Genomic DNA, 13,672 nt, shown 5'->3' with positions numbered 1-13,672 from the left:
ATAGTGGGCTCACTCGCACTCAAGAACATCACCAAGTCGTTCGGTCAGGTCAACGTCATCAAGGGCGTCGATCTGGACGTTCAGGACGGCGAACTGGTTATTTTCGTCGGCCCGTCGGGCTGTGGCAAATCCACTCTTCTGCGCATCATTGCGGGGCTCGAAGACGCCAGCGGCGGAAGCGTGGAGATCGACGGCACCGATGTAAGCTCGACACCTCCCTCGAAACGCGGCATCGCCATGGTGTTTCAGACCTACGCGCTATACCCGCACCTGACCGTGCGCGACAATATGAGTCTCGGGCTGAAACAAGCGAAGCATCCTCCCGCACACATTGCCGAACGGGTGGATTTCGCATCAAAGATGCTGTCGCTGGAACCCTATCTGGACCGGCGGCCGGCGGAACTCTCGGGCGGGCAGCGCCAGCGTGTCGCCATCGGACGGGCCGTCGTGCGCAAACCCAAGCTGTTTCTCTTCGATGAGCCGCTTTCCAACCTCGATGCTGCGTTGCGCGTCAACACGCGGCTGGAGATTGCGCGCCTCCACCGCGAGCTGGGGGCAACGATGGTCTATGTCACCCATGATCAGACGGAAGCCATGACGCTTGCGGATCGCATCGTTGTGCTGAACGCCGGTCGCATCGAGCAGATCGGCACACCGATGGAGCTCTACAACGATCCGGAAAACCTCTTCGTCGCCGGGTTTATCGGCTCTCCGCAGATGAATTTCATCGAGGCGGCACATCTGGGACGCGAGGACGCGAAGACCATTGGCATCCGCCCGGAACACATCTCGATCGTTCCAGCGGGAGGCGACATCGAAGGCCGGGTCTCGCACATCGAGCACCTGGGCGCGGACACCAATGTCTATCTCGACTGCGGCGAAGCCGGCCTGATCTGCGCGCGCCTGTTCGGCGAGCAGAACTTCGAGATCGACAGCATGCTGCATGCGAAGTTTGAAGCGCCTCGCGTATTCCGCTTCGATGATCAAGGCAAGGTCATCCGCTGAGCGGTCAACGCGGATTGCACTCGGGGCAAGAGTGTTCGAGCCATTGGCCGACACGCCCCCGTCCGGTGGCGCAAGCGCTGCTGCTACAAACATGGAATGGTCCGGGGCAGTGGTGTCCCGGATATGGATGTGCCGCCATGAGCCAGTCAGAAAAAGCCCGCTTCTTCCAGGGCCTTCACACAAGGAAGAATCCGCTCGTTCTCTACAATATCTGGGATGCCGGTTCGGCGGCAGCCGTGGCAGAAGCTGGCGCGAAAGCTCTTGCCACCGGAAGTTGGTCGGTGGCTGCCGCCCAGGGCTATGACGATGGTGAGAAAATTCCGGTCTCACTCCTCGCGCGCGTTATCGAGCGCATTGTGGAGACCGTGGACCTGCCTCTCTCGGTTGATTTCGAAGGAGCTTACGACACCGACCCGCAGGGTGCGGCAGACAATGTTGCGCAGGTTCTGGACGCAGGTGCGGTTGGCATCAATTTCGAGGACCAGATCGTCGGGGGAGAAGGCCTGCACCCGATCGCCGATCAGGCGAAACGTATCGCCGCCATACGCGCCATGGCGGAGAAGCGCGGTATTGCGCTCTTCATCAATGCGCGTACGGATCTCTTTCTGAAGGAAAGCAACCCGAGCCGGCACGCTGCGCTGCTCGCCGAAGCAAAGGAGCGTTCGAAGGCATTTGCCGATGCGGGTGCCAGCGGATTCTTTGTTCCCGCTCTGGTGGACGAAGCTCTTATTGAAGACCTCTGCGCCGCCTCAAGCCTGCCCGTCAACATTCTGGCAATGCCGACCGCGCCGGATGCAACCAAACTTGGAGAGCTGGGTGTGGCCCGCATCAGCCATGGCCCCTTCCCCTACCGGGCCGCTCTGGAGTGGTTGAGGAATGCGGCCGCCGCAGTCTACGAATAGCGGAAGCGAGTGCGCTTCAGTCAGCGACAGTCGGCTTGTTCCAGTGAATATGCTCCAGTGCCTGTATGCGCTCACGCGCGGTCTCCCAGTCACCGTGTGTCACGCGGTCGACAATCGCCTCCACCAGCGCCATCAGAACCACCCCTGAATCCCAGGTGCGTCCCGCATCGATGGCGCAGGGCAGCACGACCTTGGCATAACGTGAAATCGGTGAAAGCCAGCCATCGGTGATGAGCACGATGCGCGCCTTGCGCTCGCACAGAAGCTCGCTCAGATGCACAAGGTCGCGCTGGTAGCGGCGAATGTCGAACAGAACCACCACATCCCCCGCCTTCACGTCCAGCAACTGATCGTCCCACGTGGAAGTCTGATCCTGGAAACGGCGCACATTGGGCCTCACAATGCGTAGATGCGAGGCCATGTAGCGCGCAATGGCGTCGCTGAACCTCCCACCCAGCGTGTAGCAAGCGACCTTCGGATCGGAGAGCAACGCGCAGGCCGCCTCGAACTCGCTTTCGGGGATCGCCTCAAGTGTCGCCTGGATATTGGCGGTGGCGCGCGCGAAATATGCACCAAGCGCTGAACCGTCCAGACTACGCGCCGCAGAGCCGTCTCCCTTTTCAAGCGGGGAAAGCAGCTCCGCCTGTATCTCAAGGCGCAAGGCCCGCTGGAACTCGGGATACCCGGAATAACCCAGCCGCGAGACAAAACGCAGAACGGTCGGCGCACTCGTCCCGGCGAGATCGGCGAATTCAGCAACCCTGGACAGGCCACTGCTGGGATAGTTGGCAAGAAACGCATGCGCCACCTTGCGCTCGGCATCGGTCATCTGAGCGAGTGCCTCGTGAACCTGCTCCCTGATTGCCAAACGCGTCTCCCCCGAAGCTCTCGATTCCGATCCGTAATAGAAATTACACAATTGACAAAATACCGGCAATGCTAATCATTATTACAGTTCCGCTGCACGGGTGTGGGCGGGTTTGTGGAGGTTTCATGATCAGAGCGCTTCTAGATCCATCGGAAGGCGAACCGGTCCAGATCGAACGCGCGGGCGGACGTTCGCCAGTGATCCTGGTTTGCGAGCACGCCTCCCGCACGATTCCTGCCTCGCTCTCGAACCTCGGTGTGAAGCCGGACACACTGACAAGCCATGCCGCCTGGGACATTGGCGCGCTTGCAACGGCACAGAAAATCTCACAGCTGCTGGATGCACCGCTGGTCCATCAGCGCTTCTCGCGCCTGGTCTATGATTGCAACCGCCCGCCAGAGGCGCCGGACGCCATTCCCGAGATGAGTGAAATTCACGCGATCCCCGGCAATCGCAATCTTTCGGGGGAAGCGCGCCAGCAGCGTGTCGCGGAAATCTACGAACCGTTTCGCCAGGCGCTCGCGGCGCTGGTAGCCGCGCGAACCGGCCCATCCAGACAGCCGGTCATTGTTACCATCCATTCATACACGCGCGTCTATTTCGGCGCTGCCCGGCATCGCGCGATCGGTCTTCTGCATGACCGCGACCGCAGGCTGGCGGACACCATGCTGCAGCAAGCAGAAGAACATGGCATCACCAATGCGATGCGCAACTACCCCTACGGGCCCGATGACGGCGTGACCCACACGCTGCGCCTGCATGCGGTCCAGAACGGCCTGCTCAACGTCATGATCGAATATTGCAGCGACCTGATCGACACCGAAAAGGGACAGGACGAATGGGCGGCGCTTACCACGCGCTTGCTCGAGGCAGCGCTGGAGCGCTTCGACATACACGCAGCCGGTTCACAACAAGCCTGAAGAAAGAGAACCGGCAAACAAACATAGTGGGAACACGGGGAGCGAGAATGGGAGACCGGAGCCGATGCCGAACGTCATAAGGCGCTATGTGCGCCTGATCGACCGGACCAACCACTATGTCGGTCTGGTGGTCATGTACATGATCTTCCTGATGATCGGCGTCCTGCTCTATTCGTCGATCATGAAGACCGTGGCCATCCCGCCGCTCTGGACGCTGGAAATGGCACAGTTCGCCATGGTTGCCTACTACATGGTCGGCGGAGGCTGGGCATTGCAGAATGACGCACACGTGCGCATGGACCTGATCTATGCACGCTGGACGCCGCGCACGAAGGCGATTGTCGATTCCATCACCGTTCTGTTCCTGATCTTCTATCTCTCGCTTCTGCTCTATGGCGGTTTTTCGTCCACCTCCTATGCGCTGAAATATGGTGAGACCAGCTATTCGGCCTGGTCGCCCTACATGGCCCCGATCAAGATCATCATGTGCATCGGCATCGCGCTGACGCTGCTTCAGGCGATCGCCCAGCTCTGCAAGGATGTTGCGCGGGTTCGCGGGGAGGAGCTGTCGTGAGCTACGAACTGACCGCGATCCTCATGTTCACCGGCATGATGGGACTGCTCTTGACGGGGCAGCGCGTGTTTGGCGCGATCGGCTTCATCGCCGTAGCCTTTGCGCTGTTGCTGTGGGGCACGGGCGGCTCCGAGATTGCCTTCTCCGCCGCCATGAAGCTGATGAAATGGTACGCTCTGCTGACGCTGCCGCTCTTCATCTACATGGGCTACATGTTGTCGGAATCAGGGATTGCCGACGACCTCTACAAGATGTTCCATGTCTGGTTCGGCCCGGTGCGTGGCGGACTTGCCATCGGCACGATCGCGCTCATGGTCGTCATCTCGGCCATGAACGGCCTCTCCGTCGCCGGCATGGCCATCGGTGCGACGATCGCCCTGCCCGAGTTGCTTAGACGCGGCTACGACAAGATCATGGTGACCGGCGTCATTCAGGCCGGTTCTTCTCTCGGCATTCTCGTACCGCCGAGCGTGGTGCTGGTTCTTTACGCCATGATCGCGCGCCAGCCGGTCGGCCAACTCTGGCTCGCCGGCGTGTTTCCGGGCCTGCTGATGGCCGGGCTCTTCATTCTCTACATCGCGGTGCGGTGCTGGCTGCAGCCCAACCTCGGGCCTGTGCTTCCTGCCGAAGAACGCCGTATCTCGATGTCGGAAAAGCTCAAGCTTCTGTCAGCCGGCATTCTGCCCTTCATGATCTTTTTCCTGATGACCGGGCTCTTCGTGATGGGCGTCACCAGCCTTGTCGAGAGCTCCGCCATCGGCGCCGTCTCGGCAACCGCCGCCGCCGCCATTCGCGGCCGCCTGACCTTGAAGGTGATCCACGACACGGTGCGCAAGACGCTTTCGGTCTCGTGCATGTTCATGTGGATCATCCTGGCCGCACTGTGCTTCGGCGCAGTGTTCGACGGTCTGGGTGCGGTCAGGGCCATCGAGGGTTTCTTCCTCGATCAGCTCGGTCTCTCGCCCTGGGAAGTGCTGATCCTGATGCAGCTTTCCTATCTCATCATGGGCATGTTTCTGGACGACACGGCGATGCTGGTCATCGTCGCCCCGCTCTATGTGCCGCTCGTCAAGCTGCTCGGTTTCGACTTGATCTGGTACGGCGTGCTCTACACGATCACCTGCCAGATCGCCTATATGACCCCGCCTTTCGGCTACAACCTCTTCCTGATGCGGGCCATGGCGCCGCCGGAAATCAGGCTCTCAGACATCTACCGATCCATTATTCCGTTCGTGGCTGTGATGGTGTTCGCGCTGATCATTGTCATGGCGTTCCCGCAGATCGCGCTATGGCTCCCTGAACATGTCTATGCACGCTGAAGCCGAACAACCAAGGAGGTGACGACCAGAACAAGCCTGCGGCAATGCCCGGCAACAACGACCGGGACAACAACCAGAGGAGTGAACGAAGATGCAAAACAGACGCGACTTTCTCAAGAAAGCGGGCATGGCATCGGCGGCTGCAGCCGGCACCACGGCCCTAGCAACGCCCTATGTTCATGCGCAAAGCCCGATCCGCTGGCGGCTGCAGACCTATGCCGGAGCGGCCCCTTGCCGAGCATGTGGTCAAACCGGCCATCGACGCCTTCAACAAGGCGGCCAATGGCGAGATGGAAATCGAGCTCTACTATGCCGACCAGCTGGTGCCGACGGGCGAATTGTTCCGCGCCATGCAGAACGGCACGATCGACGCAGTCCAGTCGGACGACGATTCCATGGCCGCGCCGGTGGATGTGTCGGTTTTCGGCGGCTATTTCCCCTTCGCCACGCGTTACTCGCTTGATGTTCAGGCGCTGTTTTACAAGCATGGGCTGGCCGAAATCTGGGAGGAGGCCTATGGCGAGGTGGAAGGCGTGACATGGCTTTCGGCCGGTTCCTGGGACCCGTGCCACTTCAACACCAAGGAGCCCATCAAGAGCCTTGAAGACCTGAAGGGCAAGCGCGTCTTCACCTTCCCGACAGCCGGCAAGTTCCTTTCCCGTTTCGGTGTCGTTCCCGTAACGCTTCCATGGGAAGACGTGGAAGTGGCGGTGCAGACGGGCGAGCTCGACGGCATCGCCTGGTCGGGCATCACCGAGGATTACACGGTGGGCTGGGCCGACGTGACGCCCTATCTGCTCACCAACAATATCTGCGGTGCCTGGGTTGGCTCCTTCTTTGCCAATTCCGACCGCTGGAACGAGGTGCCGGACCATTTGAAGCAGCTCTTCCGGCTGGCGATGGACTCCTCGCACTACTACCGCCTGCACTGGTATTGGGCGGGTGAAGCGGACCTGCGCGTCAATGGTGGCAAGATGGAGCTCACCACCATCCCCGACGCCGAATGGGCGACCGTGGAAGCCGAGGCGGAAAAATTCTGGGACGAGATCGCTGCCGAAGGCGGGCGCAAGGAGCGTGTTGTGAAAATCCTGCGCGACTACCGCTCCCTGATGCAGAAAGCCGGTCCGCCCTATCGCTACGGGTGACCCCAAAAACAAACATGGTCCCGGCGATACAGCCGGGGCCAAACCCAAAAACCACCGACAGGACGGATTGAATGGCGGGCAAACTGACTTTGGAAAGCCTCAAGGCAGCGGCTGAGGCCGGCGAGATCGACACGGTGCTCGTGGCGCTGGTCGACATGCAGGGGCGCCTGATGGGCAAGCGTTTCCACGTGGATTTCTTCCTCGAAAGCGCGTTCGAGGAAACACATAGCTGCAACTATCTGCTCGCCACCGACATGGAAATGTTCACGGTCGAGGGCTACCGCGCGACAAGCTGGGCAGCGGGCTATGGCGACTACACGATGAAGCCCGATCTTTCGACCTTGCGCCGCATTCCCTGGCTGGAGGGCACGGCGCTGGTGCTGTGCGATGTGCTCGACCACCACACGCATGAAGACGTGCCCCATTCGCCACGCGCCATTCTGAAAAAGCAGGTCGCCCGGCTGGAAGCCATGGGCATGAAGGCGATGATGGCCTCGGAGCTGGAGTTCTTCCTGTTCCGCGACACTTTCGAGGAAGCTGCGGCGAAAGGCTATCGCGGACTGGAGCGCATCAGTGCCTACAACGAGGATTACCACATCTTCCAGACCTCCAAGGAGGAGGATGTGATGCGGGCGATCCGCAACGGTCTCAACAGCGCCGATGTGCCGGTGGAAAACTCCAAGGGCGAGGCCGATGCCGGACAGGCGGAAATCAACGTTCGCTACACCGATGCGCTGACCATGGCAGACCGGCACGCCATCGTGAAGAATGGCTGCAAGGAGATCGCCTGGAAAGCAGGCCGGGCCATAAGCTTCATGGCCAAGTGGGACGACAACGCCGCTGGCAGTTCCTCGCATGTTCACCAGTCGCTGTGGACACTCGACGGCAAGCCGCTCTTCTTCGACCCTTCGGGCGAACACGGCATGTCGGACATGATGAAACACTATATGGCGGGTCTGCTCACCCACGCCGGCGAAATCACCTATTTCCTCGCGCCCTACATCAATTCCTACAAACGCTTCGCGGCCGGCACCTTCGCCCCAACCAAGGCGATCTGGTCGTTCGACAACCGCACGGCGGGCTACCGCGTCTGCGGTGAGAATACAAAAGCGGTGCGCGTGGAATGTCGGGTCGGCGGCGCCGACCTAAACCCCTATCTTGCCTTCGCGGCCCTGATCGCGGCAGGTATTGATGGCATCGAGAACAAGAGAGAGCTGGAGCCGGCCCTTTGTCGGCGATGCGTATGAAGGCGAGGGCGTCCGAGAGATTCCCAACACCCTGCGCGACGCCGCCACCGCGCTCGACGGTTCGAAAATGCTGCGTGCGGCCTTTGGTGACGACGTTGTCGATCACTATGTCCATGCGGCCCGCTGGGAACAATCCGAATATGACCGCCGCATCACCGACTGGGAGGTCAGGCGCGGTTTTGAGAGAGCATGACATGACGAAAACCCTGCAATGCATATCCCCCATCGACGGTTCGGTCTTTGCCGAACGCCCCGTGATGGATCCCGACAAGGCCGCCGGGCTTCTCGCCAGCGCCCGCCAGGCGCAAAGGGCCTGGGCCGCGCGTCCGCTCGATGAGCGCATCGCGCTGGTGAATGCCGGCATTGCCCGCCTCAACGAGATGAAGGATGAGGTGGTGCCGGAGCTTGCCCACATGATGGGTCGCCCGGTGCGCTATGGCGGCGAGTTCGGCGGCATGAACGAACGCTCCTCCTATATGGCGGAGATTGCCGCGCGCGGCCTCGCACCCATCGTTCTGGAGGATTCCGACGATTTCGCGCGCCGTATCGAGCGCGTTCCCCATGGGCTGGTCGGTGTCATCGCGCCCTGGAACTATCCCTACATGACCGCCATCAACACGGTTGTTCCAGCGCTTATCGCCGGCAATGCCGTGGCCATCAAACATGCCACGCAGACATTGCTCGTGGGTGAGCGCATCGTGCGCGCCTTTCATGAAGCGGGTGTTCCAGAAGAGCTGTTCGTCAACCTCTTTCTCGATCATGCAGGGACGGAGAAACTGATTGGCGAGCGTTCGTTCGATTTCATCAATTTCACCGGCTCGGTCGGCGGCGGACGCGCAATCGAGCGCGCTGCGGCTGGCACCTTCACCGGACTGGGGCTCGAACTTGGCGGCAAGGATCCTGCCTATGTGATGGAGGATGCCGACATTGACTGGGCCGTTGACGGGCTGATGGACGGCGCAATGTTCAATGCCGGACAGTGCTGCTGCGGCATCGAGCGCATCTATGTTGCCGAGAAACATTTCGACAGTTTTGTCGAGAAGGCCGTCGACTGGGTGAACAAACTCAAGCTCGGCAATCCGCTGGATGAGGAAACCACCATCGGGCCGATGGCCAACAAGCGCTTCGCAGCCGAAGTGCGCAGCCAGACCGAAGACGCGCTGGCTCAGGGCGCAAAGGCGCTGATCGAGAAAAAGCTCTTCCCGGAAGATGACGGCGGCACCTATCTCATGCCGCAGATACTGATCGACGTGAACCACCAGATGCGGGTGATGCGCGAGGAAAGCTTCGGCCCCGTTGTCGGCATCATGCCGGTGAAGAACGATGCCGAGGCGCTCGATCTCATGAACGACTGTGAGTTCGGTCTCACCGCCTCGCTGTGGACCGCTGATCCCGAACGCGCGGCGGCCCTTGGCGCCGACATCGAAACGGGCACCGTTTTCATGAACCGCGCGGACTATCTCGATCCGGCCCTTTGCTGGACTGGGTGCAAGAACACGGGGCGCGGTGGCGCGCTGTCGGAAATCGGCTACCACAATCTGACCCGTCCGAAATCCTACCACATGAGAAAGAAACAGGCATGAAGCTCGAAGGAAACTGGTCCTATCCCACCGCTGTACGGTTTGGCGCGGGGCGCATCAGGGAGCTGGCCGAGGCCTGCAAGGCGGCCGGTATTTCAAAGCCGCTTCTGGTGACCGACCGGGGTCTTGCCGGCATGGACATCACGAAGAATGCGCTCGACATTCTGGAGGCTGCGGGCCTCGGGCGCGCAATGTTCTCGGACGTGGATCCCAACCCCAATGAGAAGAACCTCGAAGCCGGGGTGAAGGTCTTCAGGGATGGCGGGCATGATGGCGTGGTCGCCTTTGGCGGCGGCTCCGGCCTCGATCTCGGCAAGCTGATCGCCTTCATGGCCGGCCAGACGCGGCCGGTTTGGGATTTCGAAGATATTGGCGACTGGTGGACCCGGGCGGATGCGTCGAAAATCGCACCAAATGTGGCCGTCCCTACGACCGCCGGCACCGGCTCGGAGGTCGGGCGCGCGGGCGTTCTCACCAATTCCGAAACGCATGTGAAGAAGATCATCTTCCATCCGAAAGTGCTTCCCTCCGTGGTCATCTGCGACCCGGAACTGACGGTGGGCATGCCAAAGGCGATCACCGCCGGCACGGGGATGGACGCCTTTGCGCATTGTCTGGAGGCCTATTCCTCGCCTTTCTACCATCCGATGAGCCAGGGCATCGCTCTGGAAGGAATGCGGCTGGTGAAGGAATATCTCCCCCGGGCTTTTCAGAACGGAAGCGATTTGGAAGCCCGTGCGCAGATGATGAGTGCAGCCGCCATGGGCGCGGTCGCCTTCCAGAAAGGGCTCGGCGCCATCCATGCGGTCTCGCACCCGGTCGGGGCGGTCTATAACACACACCATGGAACCACCAATGCGGTGGTGATGCCGGCGGTGCTGAAAATGAACCGCCCGGCAATCGAGGAACGCATCAACGCTGCTGCCGCCTATCTGGGCATTTCTGGCGGGTTCGATGGCTTCTTCGATTTCGTCATGGGCCTTCGCGCAGAGCTCGGCATTCCCGACCGCCTCGGCGACATGGGTGTCGGCACGGACCGCATCGACGAGATGGTCGAAATGGCTCTGGAGGATCCGAGTGCCGGCGGCAACCCGGTCAAGCTGACCGTTGCCAACACGAAGGCACTGTTCGAAGCCTGCATCTAAGGTCTGGCGCAGGCCCTCATCCGCCTGCCGGCACCTTCTCCCCGCATGCGGGGAGAAGGAGGGAGTTTCAATGTTTATGTATTTGATTGCAATGGTGAAACGGCTCCGCCGTCATCACCGCGCTGTCCTTCTCCCCGTGAACGGGGAGAAGGTGCCGGCAGGCGGATGAGGGGCCTGCTCGGCGCTTGAGCAAAAAAAGGGCACGCACCATCACCCCCGCAACCGCGCCGCTAAAGCTCCAGCACCACCGTGATCACGCCAGCCTCGCCGCTGTTCTTCACCACGAAACCGAAATCGCGGCACATGGCGAGCATTTTGGTGTTGTCGCTCAGAACGATGCCCTCTATGGCGCCAATGCCCTCTTCCCGGCCATAGTCGATGAGCTGTTTCAGCAGCGCGAAGCCAAGCCCGTGACCCTGCAGGTCCGTGCGCACAAGCAGGCCATACTCGGCGATCTCCTTGTCGGGATCAGCGGATAGGCGGCCAATTCCCGCCATCTCCCCATCCTCTTCCCTGAGCGCGATGAAAGCCATGTCGCGCTCATAGTCGAGCTGGGTCAGCCGCTCCAGCATTTCATCGGGAAAGTGCTTTCGCGGGGCGAGGAAGCGAAACCGGATATCCTCCGGCGAAACGCGCGCCAGGAAATCGGGAAACAGCGCCACATCCGCCGGCTTGATCGGGCGAAGATGATAGCGGTGTCCCTCAAGGTTCACATCCTTTTCCCACCCGGAGGGATAGGGCCGGATGGCGAGGTCGGGGTTGGGCCCCTTGCGGTGGATCTCCGCAGGCTCGATCTCGATGCGTGCATCAAGCGCGACAACGCCATCGGCATCGGCCAACAGCGGGTTGATGTCCATGCCCTTGATGCAGGGGAAATCGACGATCATCTGCGACACGGCATTGAGTGCACCGGCAATCGCTCCCCTGTCGGCGGGCGCGCGATCGCGATAGCCGGCAAGCAGCCTGCCTATGCGGGTCGACGCCATCAGGTCGCCGGCCAGAACGTCGTCGAGCGGCGGCAGTGCAATGGCCGTGTCCTCCATCACCTCCACCGCCGTGCCCCCCGCGCCAAACAGGACAACAGGACCGAAAATGGGATCCTGGCTGACACCGAGGATCAGCTCATGGGCGTGTTTGCGCACCACCATGGGCTGTACGGCAAAGCCCTCCAGCCCGTCCGCCATGCCCGCATCGTCCAGCCGCTTCATGATGTTCTCGGCGGCCTTCTGCGCCGCTTCCGGCGTCTTGAGACCGAGCACCACGCCGCCCACATCCGATTTGTGCGTGATGGTTCTGGAAAGAAGTTTGACGACAACCTTCTCCGAACTTTCGAGCAAGCGTGCAGTGGCCTCACTCACCGCTTCTGGTGTCTCGACAATCACGGTTTCAGGCACGGAAATTCCGTAAGCGGCAATGGCCGCCTTGGCCTCCGGTTCCGTCAGCATTCGGCGACCTTCGGCTGCGACCTTTTCAAGGATGGCGCGCAGGCTTTCGCGATCTCCCTCAACATCCTCGCTGCGGCTGGACGGCACACGGGTCAGCGCCTTCTGCGCGCGCGACCACTCGCCGAGATAGGAAAGCGCCGCCGTGGCGCTGGATGGGGTGCTGAAGTTTGCAATGCCCGCTTCCTGCAGGATGCGACGCCCCTCGCGCGCCGTCTCCTCGCCCAGCCAGCAGGTGATGAGCGGCTTGCCGTTCACGCGGCCCCTTGTCGGCATGGGCCGCAACCGCGCGGGCCGCATCGGAGGGCGAGGCAAGCCCGGTCGGGCAGTTGAACACCAGAACCGCATCCGTGTCGGGGTCGTCTGCCACCGCCAACAACGCCTCGCTATACCGCTCCGGCGGCGCATCGCCGATAATGTCGGCCGGGTTTGAGTGCGACCAGTTGGGCGGCAGCGCCCGATCGAGGCGGGCGATGGTTTCGGGCGAAAATTCTGCCATCGTGCCGCCGAGATCGTTGAGCCGGTCCACGGCCAGAACGCCTGCCCCGCCACCATTGCTGACAATGCCCACATGGGCGCGCTGCAAAGGCCGGAACCGGGCTAGCACTTCCGCCGCATCGAACAGTTCGCCAAGATCGAGCACCCGCAGAATGCCCGCACGGCGAAGCGCGGCCTCCACCACGCGGTCTGCGCCCGAAAGCGCGCCGGTGTGTGTCGCCGCTGCCTGAGCCGCCTGCGCATGGCGGCCTGCCTTGATGGCAATCACCGGTTTCAGACGCGCTGCCGCCCGGGCGGCGGTCATGAACTTGCGCGGATTGGGGATTGTTTCGAGATACATGAGAATGCCGCGCGTGCGCCCGTCGCCCGCGAGCATTTCCAGATAGTCGCCCACATCGACGTCGGCCATGTCGCCCAGCGAGACGATGTGCGAGAACCCAACGCCCTCTGCCGCCGCCCAGTCAACCAGCGAAGTGGCAATCGCCCCCGACTGCGACAGAAGAGCCAGCCCGCCGGGTCTGGCCTGCATATGCGCGAAGCTGGCATTGAAATTCATCGGCGGCACGATCAGCCCCACCGTGTTCGGCCCGATGATCCGGAAAAGATAGGGCTTTGCCGCGTCGAGCATGGCCTGCCGCAGCCCGTTTTCCCGTGTCAGCCCGGCGGTGATGACGACCGCGGTGCGCGTCCCCTTCTCGCCAAGCTCGGAGATGATGCCCGGCACCGTTTTCGGGGGCGTGACGATGACGGCAATGTCCGGGATGCCTGGGATGTCGGCAGCGCGCTTGTAGCAGCGCCGGCCAGCCACTTCCCTGTATTTCGGATTGACGGGCCATATCTCTCCATCGAACCCGCCATCCTGCAGGTTCTGCATGACGATATGACCAACGGCGCCGGGCCTGCTTGAAGCACCGATGACGGCAACGGAGCACGGGCGGGCGGCGTATTCGAGATTGCGGATCGTCATGAACGATGACTCCGGGTTTGCACGGGTTTTGCGTTTCGTCGACACTATAGCGTTATCGCG

8 protein-coding genes and 3 pseudogenes are annotated in these 13,672 nt (G+C 61.6%); 9 read left to right on the top strand and 2 right to left on the bottom strand.

Features of this window, described 5'->3' with window-relative positions; translation table 11 throughout:
• Nucleotides 1–3: 3 nt before the first annotated feature.
• A complete protein-coding gene (locus AB2N04_RS07140; protein ID WP_367717951.1) occupies nucleotides 4–1,005 on the top strand; it encodes an ABC transporter ATP-binding protein in 1,002 nt (333 codons plus the stop codon).
• A 137-nt stretch (nucleotides 1,006–1,142) separates the two neighbouring features.
• Nucleotides 1,143–1,907 (top strand): isocitrate lyase/phosphoenolpyruvate mutase family protein, encoded by a 765-nt coding sequence (locus tag AB2N04_RS07135; RefSeq protein WP_367717949.1) that lies wholly within the window; start codon nucleotides 1,143–1,145, stop codon nucleotides 1,905–1,907.
• Between the two features lie 16 nt (nucleotides 1,908–1,923).
• Here AB2N04_RS07135 and AB2N04_RS07130 read toward each other — a convergent pair whose 3' ends face one another.
• The gene (locus AB2N04_RS07130; protein ID WP_367717947.1) at nucleotides 1,924–2,775 is read right to left on the bottom strand and encodes a MurR/RpiR family transcriptional regulator; all 852 of its coding nucleotides are present in this window, start codon (nucleotides 2,773–2,775) and stop codon (nucleotides 1,924–1,926) included.
• A gap of 125 nt (nucleotides 2,776–2,900) precedes the next feature.
• On the opposite strand from AB2N04_RS07130, the gene AB2N04_RS07125 reads away from it, so the two are divergent.
• From AB2N04_RS07125 to AB2N04_RS07095, 7 genes and pseudogenes are all read left to right on the top strand, one after another.
• Nucleotides 2,901–3,695: an N-formylglutamate amidohydrolase gene (locus tag AB2N04_RS07125; RefSeq protein WP_367717946.1), complete on the top strand. Its 795-nt coding sequence runs from the start codon at nucleotides 2,901–2,903 to the stop codon at nucleotides 3,693–3,695.
• 64 nt (nucleotides 3,696–3,759) lie between these two features.
• A complete protein-coding gene (locus AB2N04_RS07120) occupies nucleotides 3,760–4,269 on the top strand; it encodes a TRAP transporter small permease subunit (protein ID WP_367717945.1) in 510 nt (169 codons plus the stop codon).
• Nucleotides 4,266–5,588 carry a TRAP transporter large permease subunit gene (locus AB2N04_RS07115; protein WP_367717943.1) on the top strand — a complete coding sequence of 441 codons (1,323 nt, stop codon included), beginning with the start codon at nucleotides 4,266–4,268 and terminating at the stop codon, nucleotides 5,586–5,588. The genes AB2N04_RS07120 and AB2N04_RS07115 overlap by 4 nt, the downstream gene beginning before the upstream one ends.
• A 91-nt stretch (nucleotides 5,589–5,679) precedes the next feature.
• Nucleotides 5,680–6,733, top strand: a pseudogene (locus tag AB2N04_RS07110) (TRAP transporter substrate-binding protein).
• Nucleotides 6,734–6,804: 71 nt separating this feature from the next.
• Nucleotides 6,805–8,173: pseudogene (locus AB2N04_RS07105) on the top strand (glutamine synthetase family protein).
• Between the two features lies 1 nt (nucleotide 8,174).
• Complete coding sequence (locus AB2N04_RS07100; protein ID WP_367717941.1) at nucleotides 8,175–9,563, top strand: aldehyde dehydrogenase family protein; 1,389 nt, start codon at nucleotides 8,175–8,177, stop codon at nucleotides 9,561–9,563.
• Nucleotides 9,560–10,705: an iron-containing alcohol dehydrogenase gene (locus AB2N04_RS07095; RefSeq protein ID WP_367717939.1), complete on the top strand. Its 1,146-nt coding sequence runs from the start codon at nucleotides 9,560–9,562 to the stop codon at nucleotides 10,703–10,705. Before AB2N04_RS07100 ends, AB2N04_RS07095 begins: the two co-directional genes overlap by 4 nt.
• A 230-nt stretch (nucleotides 10,706–10,935) precedes the next feature.
• Here the strand turns inward: AB2N04_RS07095 and AB2N04_RS07090 are convergent.
• Nucleotides 10,936–13,612: pseudogene (locus AB2N04_RS07090) on the bottom strand (bifunctional acetate--CoA ligase family protein/GNAT family N-acetyltransferase).
• Nucleotides 13,613–13,672: the final 60 nt, after the last annotated feature.

The sequence above is a fragment of the Nitratireductor sp. GISD-1A_MAKvit genome (assembly GCF_040819555.1).
Lineage (GTDB): Bacteria > Pseudomonadota > Alphaproteobacteria > Rhizobiales > Rhizobiaceae > Nitratireductor.
This window is presented reverse-complemented; position numbering and strand designations above follow the sequence as displayed.

Coding starts and splice junctions, on each gene's coding strand:
- AB2N04_RS07135 (WP_367717949.1), top strand. CDS start 1,143: ATGAGCCAGTCAGAAAAAGCCCGCTTCTTCCAGGGCCTTCACACAAGG.
- AB2N04_RS07125 (WP_367717946.1), top strand. CDS start 2,901: ATGATCAGAGCGCTTCTAGATCCATCGGAAGGCGAACCGGTCCAGATC.
- AB2N04_RS07120 (WP_367717945.1), top strand. CDS start 3,760: ATGCCGAACGTCATAAGGCGCTATGTGCGCCTGATCGACCGGACCAAC.
- AB2N04_RS07100 (WP_367717941.1), top strand. CDS start 8,175: ATGACGAAAACCCTGCAATGCATATCCCCCATCGACGGTTCGGTCTTT.
- AB2N04_RS07095 (WP_367717939.1), top strand. CDS start 9,560: ATGAAGCTCGAAGGAAACTGGTCCTATCCCACCGCTGTACGGTTTGGC.